The 11,972-nt window shown below is 71.6% G+C and carries 9 protein-coding genes and 1 riboswitch; of the genes, 3 read left to right on the top strand and 6 right to left on the bottom strand.

All coding sequences use genetic code 11. The features are described from left to right. Positions 1-16 precede the first annotated feature (16 nt). From AB0D01_RS17010 to AB0D01_RS16985, 6 genes are all read right to left on the bottom strand, one after another. Positions 17-1,360 carry an MATE family efflux transporter gene (locus tag AB0D01_RS17010; RefSeq protein WP_363055966.1) on the bottom strand — a complete coding sequence of 448 codons (1,344 nt, stop codon included), beginning with the start codon at positions 1,358-1,360 and terminating at the stop codon, positions 17-19. Further along, on the bottom strand, positions 1,357-2,379 hold the full coding sequence (locus tag AB0D01_RS17005; protein WP_363055965.1) for an LLM class F420-dependent oxidoreductase: 1,023 nt from the start codon (positions 2,377-2,379) through the stop codon (positions 1,357-1,359). Before AB0D01_RS17005 ends, AB0D01_RS17010 begins: the two co-directional genes overlap by 4 nt. A 65-nt stretch (positions 2,380-2,444) precedes the next feature. Next, positions 2,445-3,845 (bottom strand): YcaO-like family protein, encoded by a 1,401-nt coding sequence (locus AB0D01_RS17000; RefSeq protein WP_363055964.1) that lies wholly within the window; start codon positions 3,843-3,845, stop codon positions 2,445-2,447. A 476-nt stretch (positions 3,846-4,321) separates the two neighbouring features. After that, positions 4,322-5,170 carry an ABC transporter ATP-binding protein gene (locus tag AB0D01_RS16995; protein WP_363056015.1) on the bottom strand — a complete coding sequence of 283 codons (849 nt, stop codon included), beginning with the start codon at positions 5,168-5,170 and terminating at the stop codon, positions 4,322-4,324. Then, positions 5,143-6,171: an iron ABC transporter permease gene (locus AB0D01_RS16990; RefSeq protein WP_363056014.1), complete on the bottom strand. Its 1,029-nt coding sequence runs from the start codon at positions 6,169-6,171 to the stop codon at positions 5,143-5,145. Before AB0D01_RS16990 ends, AB0D01_RS16995 begins: the two co-directional genes overlap by 28 nt. Before the next feature lie 71 nt (positions 6,172-6,242). Continuing rightward, a complete protein-coding gene (locus AB0D01_RS16985; RefSeq protein WP_363055963.1) occupies positions 6,243-7,229 on the bottom strand; it encodes an ABC transporter substrate-binding protein in 987 nt (328 codons plus the stop codon). A 496-nt stretch (positions 7,230-7,725) separates the two neighbouring features. Next, positions 7,726-7,863: riboswitch (cobalamin riboswitch) on the bottom strand. Between the two features lie 752 nt (positions 7,864-8,615). Between AB0D01_RS16985 and AB0D01_RS16980 the strand changes: the two genes are divergently transcribed. The 3 genes from AB0D01_RS16980 (at position 8,616) to AB0D01_RS16970 (ending at position 11,904) form a co-directional block, all read left to right on the top strand. Continuing rightward, positions 8,616-10,172 (top strand): AbfB domain-containing protein, encoded by a 1,557-nt coding sequence (locus AB0D01_RS16980; protein WP_363055962.1) that lies wholly within the window; start codon positions 8,616-8,618, stop codon positions 10,170-10,172. Positions 10,173-10,252: 80 nt separating this feature from the next. Further along, positions 10,253-10,786 carry a hypothetical protein gene (locus AB0D01_RS16975; RefSeq protein WP_363055961.1) on the top strand — a complete coding sequence of 178 codons (534 nt, stop codon included), beginning with the start codon at positions 10,253-10,255 and terminating at the stop codon, positions 10,784-10,786. Then, positions 10,783-11,904, top strand: coding sequence for a hypothetical protein (locus tag AB0D01_RS16970; RefSeq protein WP_363055960.1), 1,122 nt, complete (start codon positions 10,783-10,785; stop codon positions 11,902-11,904). Before AB0D01_RS16975 ends, AB0D01_RS16970 begins: the two co-directional genes overlap by 4 nt. The last annotated feature ends 68 nt before the right edge of the window (positions 11,905-11,972 follow it).

The raw sequence follows: 11,972 nt of genomic DNA, 5'->3' as shown, positions 1-11,972 counted from the left end.
GCGTGGGAAGCGTCGGTCAGCCGTCGGCCGGAGCCGGGGCAGGAGTCGGGCCCGCCGCGCCGGAGAATCGGCGTCGGTAGCGCCGCTGGAGCAAGGCCACGTACAGCAGGCCGAAGGCGATCCAGGCGAGGTAGAGGCCCGGCAGGCCGAGGCCGGCGTGGACGCCGAGGAGCCAGCCGAGCGGGATGAGCAGGAGGTAGTCGCTGGTCACGGAGGCGAACATGACCGCGCGGGTGTCTCCGGCGGCGCGCAGCAGGGCCGCGTGGGACAGGGCCACGACGAAGGGGGCCAGGCTCAGCAGGGCCAGTGGTGTCGCGGTCCAGGCGCGGTCGATGACCTGGGGGTCGTCCGTGACGAGTGAGATCAGCGGGCGGCCGAGGGCCACCACCACTGCGGAGGGGACGGCGACCATGATCAGCATGAGTCTGACGCCGGTGCGGTGCCAGGCCCTCGCCCCCTCGGCGTTGTCGCGGCCCAGTTCCTGTCCGGCGAGGGTCATGACGGCCGCGGCGGCCGCGCCGAGGAAGGTGAAGGTCACCAGGATGAGGTTGTCGACGATCCGGTAGGCCGCCAGGTCGTGCGTGCTCATGCGGGCCGCGAAGCCGGCCAGCAGTGCTTCGTTGAGGTAGCCGATGCCCGACGTGCTCATCTCCGGCCATCCGATGCGCCACAGTTTCCCGGTGACTGCGACGGACGGCTCCGCCGCTTTGCCGTACCGCGGCAGGCGGCTCCGGGAGTACGCCGCCGCGCAGCCGGCTCCGGCGGCCGTCGCGGCGAGGGTCGCCAGGGCCGCGCCGGTGACGCCGAGGTCGGTCCGGAAGATCAGGAGCAGGCCCAGGGGCAGGTTGACCGCGTTGACGAGCAGGGCGGTGTACATCGACACCCGCGTGGCCCCGATGCCCGCGCAGGCGCCCTGGAGGGTGAACGACACGGCGGCGAACGGCATCGCGAACGCCATCACGCGCAGGTAGGCGGATCCCGGGCCGATCAGTTCGTCCGGGGCGCCCAGCAGCGTCAGGACCGGTGCGGCCGTGACGTACAGGAGCGCTCCGACGACCGCGCCGGCGCCGACCGAGACGGTCAGCCCGACGCGTACGGTCCCGGCCACCTCGTCGGGTCGCCCCGCGCCGTGGCGTTGGGCGACCTGGACCTGTACGGCGGTCGCCCAGCCGCGGACGACGATCAGGGCGACGAGGTGGACGGGGGCCGCGAGCGCGAAGGCGCTCAGGGCGCCGGTGGACAGGCGGGCGAGCATCGCCGTGTCGACGACGTTGACGACGATCTGTGTCAGGCCGGCGATCAGCAGCGGGTAGGTCAGGGCCCAGGCCCGGCGCACGGTCGGACGGTCGGGTTCGCTCACAGAGCGGCCTGGGCGGCTTCCAGCAGTTCGGTGTCGCGGTCGAGCAGGATGAGGGTGTCCACGCGCGAGTCCTTCCAGGCCAGGATCCTGTCGATGATGGCCGGGCGGGGCCCGGTCAGGGCCACTTCGTCGAGGAGCGTGTCGGGGACGGCCGTCACGGCCTCGGCCTTGCGACCTTCGGCGAACAGATGGCGGATGGTGTGCGCGGGGCCTTCGTAGCCCATGTGGCAGGCGATGTCGAAGTAGGTGTTGCGTGCTCCCGCCCCCACGGCGCCGATGAGGTGGGCGAAGAGCGGCCGCAGGCGGTCGCGGCCCTCTTCGACCGTGTCGGCGCGGGCGACGTAGAGGATCGGACAGATCTTGACCTCGTCGGGGGCGCGTCCGGCTCGGGCGAGTCCTTCGTCCAGGGGGCGGGTCAGGGCGGCCTCGTGTTCGGGGGCGTACAGGCCGGCCAGCCAGCCGTCCGCGATCTCTCCGGTCAGCGCCACGTTCTGCGGGCCGATCGCGCCCAGGTAGAGGGGGATGTGGGGGCGGAGCGGCTTCATGTCCGCCTTCACCGGGCGGGCCTGCCCGCTGGAGCCTGGTCCGCGGTAGGGCACCTGGTAGACCTGCCCGTCGTGCTCGACCCGACCGCGGTGGGCGACGGCCTGGCGGACGATGTCGACGTACTCGCGGGTGCGACGCAGCGGCCTGTCGTAGGGCCGGCCGTGCCAGCCCTCGACGATCCACGGCACCGACAGGCCGAGGCCCAGGTGGAAGCGGCCCCCGGAGAGCACGTCGAGGGTCATGGCGGTCATCGCGGTCGCGGCGGGGGTGCGGGCCGGGATCTGCATGACGGCCGTGCCGAGCTTGATGCGTTCGGTCCTGGCCGCCAGGTAGCCGAGCACGCTCACGGCGTCCGGTCCGTACTCCTCCACGCTCCACACCGAGTCGACGCCGATCCGTTCGGCCCGCTCGACGATCGGGAGCACGTCTTCGATGGGTTCTCCGCCGTAGCCCAAGGCCAGCCCGAGACGCATGCGGTCACTCCACTCTCTGGTGCGGTAGGGACGAACGGGGGGGTGGGTCAGGTCGTGCGGAGCCGTCAGGAGAACGGCAGTGGGTGCCGGACCAGGTCGCCCTCGGCGAGGGGCCCGGGCAGCCGGCCGCGCGTGAGCGGCTCCTCGTAGAGCCGGCGCCCGCCGAGGAAGGGGAAGGCGGCCGGGGCGTTGCAGTAGAGGCCGGGCACGATCACCCGGACCACGTGGAGGCCGGCGGCCCGCACCTGCGGTGTCGCCAGGTCCACCGCGATGGTGCGCATCCCCTGTGCGGACAGTCGCCTGCGCAGGGCGGCCGGCCCGAGGTCCTCGGCCGCCCCCTCTGCCGGGCGAGCCGGACGGGGGGCGCGCAGCCGGTCCAGGCGGGCGTCCTGCATGGCCGGGTCGAGATGGATCTGGGGGTGGAGCCGTACGTCGTTGACGTCTCGCCAGTCGGGCCGGAAGTCCTTCAGGTAGGCGCGGTCGTGGCGGAACGGCCGGTACGGGCGGCGCTCCGCCCGGCCGGCTCGAACCGCCCGCCAGAAGCCGCTGTCGTACTCCAGCAGCTCCAGGCCGTTCTCGTGCATGCCGATGGCCTCGGTGAACGCCTTGGCCGCGGCGGCTTCGGCGGTCGAGCGGCAGGCGCTGCCGAAGGCGACCAACCGTCGGGCCTCGTCCTCGATGAACACCCCGGCGACCAGGGCGTCGACGGTCGACGGCACCCGCAGGAAGGTCACCGTCAGGCCGGCGGCGTCGGCTTCGGCGAGTGCGCCGGCCAGTGGTCCGTCGACGTCGAGGACGAGTCGGGTGGCGGGTGCGCCGCAGGCCCACCACAGCGTGACCGCGTCGCGCTCCAGGACTTCCTCCAGCGCGGAACACCGCGCCTGTTCCGGGCTCGTCCCGGCTGCCGTGCCCGCGAGGATCGGGTAGTTGGTCGGGGGTTCGGCCGCGTGGGCACCTCGGAAGTAGTTCACGTACGCGAGGGACGCCGGGACGAGGACTTCGCCGCCGTCGTCCAGGTCGCTCCCGGCCACCCAGGCGATCGGCAGCTCGGGGGTCATGGGGACGAACGGGAAGCCCCGGTGGGCGTACTGGGATGCGGAGTACAGGGCGAACTCCCGTGGATCCACGGCCGGGCGGCCGACACGTACGAGGTTCGCGTACGAGGCGACGGGCAGGGCGTCGGGGACGACGTTGCCGCAGAACCGCTCGACGGCTTCGCCGACCGCGGCCCTCCGCGCCTGCTCGTGGTCGCCGAGCGCGGCGCCCCCGGTGACCGCGTCGACGGACCAGCGGGTGAACTCCGGCCGCGGCGACAGCCTGGCGCTGTAGGAAACGCAGGTCGGAACCGTTTCGACGCGTGGACGGTCTCGCGTGACCCGGTCGATCAGTCCGAGCGGGGAGCCGGGGGCGGGCCCGGCGGCCGTCTCGATGTCGACCGGCTTCGGCGTTCGGCCGGGTGCTGCCACGGAGCCCACACTCCTGTTCGCTCGTCGGTCGGTACACGATGGTGGCCGTGACCTGGTTCGCGCGCGGCGGGGGACGACGATGCGATGTCGTCCCCCGCCGCTCGGTCAGCTCTCGGTCGGCTCGTCCTCGCGGTCCTCACGCCACTCGAACGGAGCGTCCACGGCCGGGGTGTGGGACTTCAGACCCTGCTGTTCCTCGGGCTCGGCCCAACCGGTGTGTGCCATCTCGGTGTCCTCCTTCGGTCGACACAGGAGCCACTCCCCTTGGAGGCGACCCCTGTGTAGTTGCGAGTAGGTCGCAATAAAGCTAGGGCCGCCGCCCCGGGGATTTCAACAGGCAATTCAGGACGGATGTAAAAGACGTGCGCCGGAATCAGTCCGGAGTAAATTCGGGAACGCCAAATCGACCCGTGGAATTCCCCCTGCACATACGCCCCACCGCTCCGATGGGGGACCCGAGAGAAACGGCGAGCGCGTCAGCCCTTGAATTCGCTCCTCTCCTGGAGAGGAATTCCGGACAGCAGAGTGACCTGCGGGATTCCGGTCCTGGGGTGTGGTGCGACGTCGGCGTCGACTCGGTAGACCTCGGCCAACAGATCGGCCGTGACGACTTCCTGCGGGGTTCCGGTCGCTACGAGGCGGCCGTCGTCCATCACGCAGATGCGATCGCAGAAGGAGGCGGCGAGATTCAGGTCGTGCAGGGCGATCACAGCGGTGACGCCAAGCCGGCGGACGAGGCGGAGGGCGTCCATCTGATGGCGCAGGTCGAGGTGGTTGGTGGGCTCGTCCAGCACCATCGTGCCCGCGCGCTGGGCCAGGGCGCGGGCGATGAGAACCCGTTGCTTCTCCCCTCCGGAAAGCCGGTCGAAGGGTGCGTGCATCAGAGGGACGACGTTGAGCTCGTCCAGCGCGCCCGTGATGATGTCGCGGTCGTCGGCGTCGTCGCCGGCGAAGGCTCGCTTGTGGGGGGTCCGCCCCATGGCCACGACGTCGTAGACAGTGAGCGCGAAGTCGCCGGCCGTCTCCTGCAGGACTGCGGCCAGGCGTCGGGCCAGGTGCTTGGGCGGTATCCGCCAGACGTCCTCGCCGTCGAGCAACACCCTGCCCGAAGCGGGCCGCAGGGCCCGGTAGACCGTACGCAACAACGTCGACTTCCCGGCGCCGTTGGGGCCGACGAGCCCCACCACCTTCCCCGGCGCCACGTGCAGGGACACCCGGTCCACGAGCGTTCGGCCTCTCACGACGACCGATACGTCTTCGACGCCGAGCGCGCCGGGGCTCCCCATACCGCTGTCCGTCACTGCGCCCGCCTCCGCATCAGCCAGAGGAAGAACGGGCCGCCGACCAGGGCGGTGAGGATCCCCACGGGTATCTCCTCCGGGCTCATGAGCGTCCGGGCGGCGAGGTCGGCGGCCATGAGGAACGCCGCTCCGAGCAGGGCGGCCGCCGGCAGGGCCCGGCGGTGGTCGGCGCCGACCAGCAGACGCACCACGTGCGGCAGGATCAGCCCGACGAAGCCGATCTGGCCGCTCACGGCGACGATCGTTCCGATCACCAGCGCCACGAGCACGAACAGCGCCCCGCGGAAGCGGTGGACGTCCAGGCCGAGCGAGGCGGCCGCCTCCTCCCCCGCCAGCAGGAGGTTCAACGGGCGGCAGACGCCCAGCAGCACCGCCGTGCCGATCAGGACCGCCGCGACCGGGATCCACACCGTGGTCCAGGTCGTGCCGGCCAGTCCTCCCAGCATCCACCGCAGCGCCGACTGGGTCTTCTGCGGCTCACTGGAGGTGACGACCACGAAACTGGCGACGGCCGAGAGCACTTCCGCCATCGCCACGCCCGCGAGCACCAGACGGACGGTGGTCATCCGCCCCCCGGACCGTGCCAGGAAGTAGACCGCCACGAGCGCGGCCAGGGCACCACCGAACGCCGCGACCGGCACGGAGAACATGCCGAGGAACGTCAGGTTGAAGACGAGGACGACCACCGCTCCCACCGAGGCCCCCGAGGACACCCCGAGCAGCATCGGGTCGGCCAGCGGATTGCGGACCAGGGCCTGCAGGGCCATCCCGGACACGGACAGGCCCGCGCCCACCACCCCGGCCAACAGCACCCGGGGCAGCCGCACATCGACCACGATCGTCTCCCGCACCGGCGTCCAGGTCTGCTCGGCCAGCGCCGGGTGGACCCGGTGCAGCAGGATGGACCAGACCTGGTCGGCGGGCACGGTGATCGAGCCGACCGCGATACCGGCCGTCGCCGCGGCGATCACGAGAAACCCCAGGACCACGAGCACGATGCCGTACGGAGCCCCACGCCGCCGCAGGCCCGGATCGCCGGCCGAAGCCGACGCCTCGACCGCGCCGGACGCCCCGGTCCGCGCCTGCCGGAGATCGGTCACCGGAAGCGGTCCGGGTGGATCTGGCGGGCCAGGGACTCCACGGCCGACGGCACCCGCACGCCGAGCACGGTGGACGACAGGGGAAGCACCGCGAACCGCTTGTTCCTGATCGCCGGTACGTCCTTCAGCGCCGGGTTGGCCAGCAGGAACCGCTTCTTCTCCTCGACCGGCTGGTCGCCGTACTCGTAGATGACGATGACTTCGGGCGCGCGTTCGGCGACCTGCTCGAACGACACGTCACCGAAGGCCTTGTCCACATCGGCGAACAGGTTCACCCCGCCGGCCCGCTTGATCATCTCGTTGCCGATGCCCTTGCCGCCCGCGGTGAAGGCGGTCTTGTCCCCGCTGTCGTAGACGAACAGCTTGACCGGCTCCACTCCGGTGAGCTTGGCCTCGACGGCGTCCAGGGTGCCGTGGAGCTTCTTCACCTGCGCCTCGGCCCGGTCCTGCACGCCGAAGATCTTCGCGACGCCGCGGACCTCTTCGTCCATCGCGGCCATCGTGACGGGGCCGGTGGGGCACTCCTCGACGTTCAGACGGGTGTTGACGCCGGCCTTGGCCAGGTTCTCGCGACCGCGTCCTTCCTTCTCGTCGAAGGTCGTGGCGAACCCGCCGTAGACGAAGTCCGGTTCCGCCTCCAGCAGCACCTCGGCGGACGGGTACTCCTTGGACAGGACCTTGATCCTTCCGTAGGCGGCCCGGTAGTCGGGCAGGATCGCGTCGTCCAGATAGCCGGTGCCCACCATCGACTTCTCGAGACCGAGCGCGAGCATGACCTCGGTCGCGTGCTGGTTCAGCGACACCGCCCGTTGCGGAGGCCTCTGGTAGGTGGTCGTCACGCCGCAGTTGGACACCGTGACCGGAAACCCCGCGGCCGCCGATCCCCCGGAGGCCGGTCTGTTCGGCGTGGGGCTCCCACAACCGGCGACCGGCACCGCCAGGCTCAGAGCCAGCAGCAACGACAGCCGACGCTTCGTCCTCATCCAGTGCTTCCTCTCACCGCAGTTGATCGGACGGCCAACGCACGTCATGGAGTCGGGTGGAGCGGATGCCTCGTGGTGGGCATGGAGGGATACCGGCCACCACGCCCTGCAAGCTCTCAGCAACTGCGGGGGTTGTGCAACAGCGCGGAGAGACCGGCAGGGGCGCACGGATGCACGGCAGGTTGTGAGTCGGATCGAGAAGTCGCGGGCCGAAAGAGAGCCGCCGGCACGGCCCTGCCGTAGGTCAGGTGATCGGCGCACCCGCATCGCCCGGTGTCATCGGCTGATCGACATCCGGGGCAAAGGGCCACGCCCAGCTGCGAGACAGAACAGCAGTGAAGCCGGAGGTGGCGGTCGCCGGGCGGACCAGGAGCGAGCACATGGGAAACCTTTGCGGGCGGGCGAGGTCCGGGCGCGCCCGAACCTCCCGACCCGCGCGCCGCGGCGCGAAGGCGGGATGACCCCGGGCTCCACGCCGCAGACCGTGACGGAGGGAAGCGAAATACGACCGGGCGGCGGGCATTCCGACTCACGACACCCTGGCGGGCGGCGCACACGGTTGCAGGTCAGCGCCGGAATCCCACCGGCTTCCCCCGCATCACACGGCATGGCGACAGCACCCGGCCTCGACCGGGTAGCCGCATCGTACGACCCAAACCCGGCCGGACGAAAGCGCGTTCGGGAAGTTTTCCGCTCATGAGGGACCCACCGTGCCGGATCACCATTTCGGCCGATCCCATCCAAACCAGAGACCGTCCTGACGGCGACCGCGCCGGGGGCCGCCCCTGTGACCTGACAGATTACGGAGTCGGTACGCACCGGCGACCAGAAGTCCGTCGGGCGAGAGTGACCATGCGCTCGACCCGGGTCCTTGTGCTTCCCACCGGGCATCCGCAGGAAATGGGAACCCTTCCCTCCTCTCCTGCGGCGAGGGGCGCGGGCCGGCCCGCGGGCCGAATCTCACGCTGCGTCGCCGTGGAGTCCTGTTAGGGTCCATGATCACCGACCTGACCAGTCGGTACCGCTCTGCCGGGAGCAGGCTGACCACCCTCCCGTGACGAGAGCACGACCCACGCCTCGTTCCCCGGAACGAGGCGTCACACCACGACCACGGGGGCTTTCTCCGCACGCCACGCGTGCGTTCCGCATTCCACTTTTCCGGTTCCGCGCGGGCCGGATCTTCCACACACCCGGCATCGCGCGTACCGGCGGTGCCGTCGTTCACCGTTCCGTCATGCCCGGCCATCCACCGGAACCGTCATGCCGCGTCGAGGGCCGTCCTTGGCATGCCGACGTGTCTCACGAAGACCTTCCACGCCCTGTTCCACCGGCCTCCCGCCCGGGGCCGGAGCACGCCCATTCCCTACGAATGCGAGCCATCGAACCATGAGAAGAACCACGATCTCCGGCGCCCGCGGCGGCGTCGTCCCCCGCCTCGTCATCGGCACCACCGCCGTCGCCACGGTCCTCGCGCTCGGTGTTCAGACGTCCGTGGTCGCGGCGCCGGCGCCCGAGGAACGACAGGCGGCGTTCGCCACGGCCGTGGGCACCACCGAGGCCCAACGCGTCGACGCGGCGGCCGTCGTCGGACTCGACCCGACGCCCGACGTACTGCTCCTGAGCGACTACGACTTCGTCCACGCGCTGTGGCGGAAGGCCGGCGAGGCCGGTGAGCGACGGGAGTCCGTTCGCACCGCGGCCGAGCGGGCCATGGTCGGGGCGGTCGCCGCCGACCTGGTCACGTTCGTCGTCACCGGCATCCACGAGGCCAACCGGCAGGACCAGCAGCGCGAACGCGACAAGGCGGAGGCCGAGCGGGTGGCACGGCTGGCCCGCCAACAGGTGCTCACCGTCATCGGCATCACCCCCACCCCGGAGCTGCTGGCGCTCAGCGACGACAACTTCGTGCGAGCCGTCCTGCGGCACGCCGCCTCGGGCCCGGAAGTCCGCGCCGCCGCCGCGAAGGCACTCGCCGAGGACCAGGCGGCCTGGCGCGAGTTCATCGTCAACGGCGCGCGTGAGGCCCATCGCCGCGACGTGGCGCGCGAGTTGGAGGAGATCGCCGAGAGGGACCGCAAGGAGGCGGAGCTGCGCAAGAACCAGGCGGCCCGCAAGAACGTGGCCGCGCTGTTCCGGGTGTCGATGACCCAAGGCCTGCTCGACGTGAGCGACGACAACTTCCTGCGCGAGATGCTGCGTCAGGCCCCCGCCGACCTGAAGGGCTCCGAACTCCACTCCGCCGCCCAACGCGCGCTGCTCAGCCCGAAGCCCGCGGACTGGCTGGACTTCCTCCTCACCGGTGCCGACGCCGCCTACAAGCGCGACGACGAGGCACGGCGCAAGAAGATCGCGGCCGCCAACCGACTCCTGACCCAGCAGATGCAGGATGCCGCCGAGAAGACCGGGGTGAACCCGAACCTCGTGGCGGCGGCCAAGAAGGCACTCGCGGCCGGTGACGAGCGGATCAGCGACTTCCTCAAGGAGGAGAACCAGAAACGGTTCCGCCGTCAGTCCCTGCAGATCCTGCTGCCCGCGAACGGAGTCGAAGGCTGGTTCGCGCGCTACAGCTCCGCCGACCACGGGCTCGGATTCCTCACCCCCATCGACTCCAGGAGTCCGCAGCGCGACCGCGAGGAAGCCACCTGGGCCATCGTGCCCGCCCTCTCGGGGCGCGCCGGCTGCCACTCGCTGGAGGCGGCCACCAAGCCCGGGCACTACCTCAGCGGCAGGCCCGGCAGTGCGCTGAGGGTCGCCGTGGACGACCGGACGCCCGACTTCCGCAACAGCGCCACCTGGTGCACCGACGGCGGCGACCGCGTGCTGTGGAAGTCAGCGATCGATCCCAACCAGTACCTCGACTACAACGCGGGGCAGTTGGTCACGGCGCCGATCGTGATGATGCGCAACGCGGTCTGGCGCATCACTCCGCCGCTCGCGCCGTGACCGGCACCGCGCCACCGACATCACGATCGTCCATCGCGCCCCGCCGGAGCACGTCCGGCTCACACGGAAGGGGGACACCCATGTCCCGAATGACGAGATCCGTCCTGGCCGCCTGCGTCACGGCCGCCACCGTGATGGCCTGCGCCACCACCTCCCAGGCCGTCGAGGACCGCGTGTACCACCAGCTCAGGTCCGACCGCGCGGGAACGTGTCTGCAACCCGAAGGGGCTTCGTTCCTGGCCGTGGGTCTGCTCGCGGCGCCCTGCGACGCCGACAGCGAGGCGCAGCGCTTCGAGTTCCGGCGCCTGGACGAGAACTCCGTCCTGGTCGTCTCCAAGCTCACCGGTCGGTGCCTGGGCCACATGCCGACCGCTGCCGGTGTGACCTTGAACTGGTGTGCCGACAAGGCCGTGAACAACCTCACGAACGAGAAGTGGCAGGCCGAGACGCTCACGGGAGGTACCCAGCCCACCGTCCGGCTCTCCACCCGCACCCCCAAGCGCTGTCTGACGCTGCCGCACGCGGAGCGCCGACGGCCGCTCAACATGACCTGCGGATCCGTCTCGGCGGACGAGTTCACCCAGGTGTTTCGAGCCGTGCCGGTGACCGGGTGAGCGGCCGCGCGCCGGTCCGGTTCACGACCGGGGCGGTGGCCGTCCTCCTCGCGGTCGCGCTCACGGCACCGACGGCACACGCCTCCCCCTCCCCCGGCCCCGAAGCCGTGCGGCACCCGGCCTCGGCCGCGCCCGCGGTCGGGAGTCCCGAGGCGCGCGCCGCCCACGCCGCCGCGCTCGACGGGGCGCGGGAACAGGTCCGCCGTATCGCGCTGTCCGGGCTCCCGGCCGAGCTGCGCACCTCCGCGTGGAACGCCCTGAGGCACACGGGCGGTGACCAGGCCATCGGCGAGTGGCTCGCCGCGGGCGGCGGCTACGACTTCGCCAGGCAGCGTCTGCGTGAGACCCGTACCCGCAACCGGCTCTTCTGCGAACGCGTCGTGCGCACCCACGCGGCGTCGTTCGCCCCCCGCACCCGCAGTGCGGCCGAACAGGCCCTGAAGGGCACCGACGCCGACCGCTCCGCCTTCGTCCGGACCGGGTACGCCCGGGCCCAGGAGGAGGATCGGACGGTACGGGAGACGGCGGCCGGAGAGCAGCGCGCCGTCACCGAACGCGAACGGGAGTTCGTACGCTCGCTCGCCCGACGCGACCCGGGCGAGCAGGTCCGGGTGGCCGCCCAATGGGCGCTGCGGCCCGGGGCCTCGGACGCGGACCTGCGGGAGTTCCACGGATACGGCTGGGTGACCGGCGGTGCCCTGGATCTGGAGGGGTATCGGCTGCGGACGGCGGACGAGGAGTCGCTGCGGCATCGGGTCCTCGCCATCGCGTTGAAGACGGCGATCGAGGCCGAGGACGCGCTGCCCGCGGCGATGGACCGGGAAGCGGCGCGTGCGGAGGCCCTGCGGGCCTGGCGCGCGGTGGCCACTTTGGCAGGTGACGCCCGAACGGCGTGGCAGGCGGACCGGACCCATGCCGGTCTTCAGGCCCGCAACTGGGGGGAGATCCAGGAGTTCGCGCGGCAGAACCCGGACGGCCCCTGGCAGACCATCGTCGGCCCCGCCGGGGAGAACCTGACGGCCTGGACCGCCGAGGAGCGGGGCGCGGCCGCACCCATCGCCTTCTGGGAGGACCTGCTGCGACGGGCCCAGGACGGCCAGACGCGCGTCGCGGGCTGACCGGACGCCGACCGCCGAGCGCCGATCGGCCCTTCGGGCGGGTCGGCGGATCCGCGGCAGCGGTGCCC

Source organism: Streptomyces sp. NPDC048606 (assembly GCF_040650855.1).
Lineage (GTDB): Bacteria > Actinomycetota > Actinomycetes > Streptomycetales > Streptomycetaceae > Streptomyces.
This window is presented reverse-complemented; position numbering and strand designations above follow the sequence as displayed.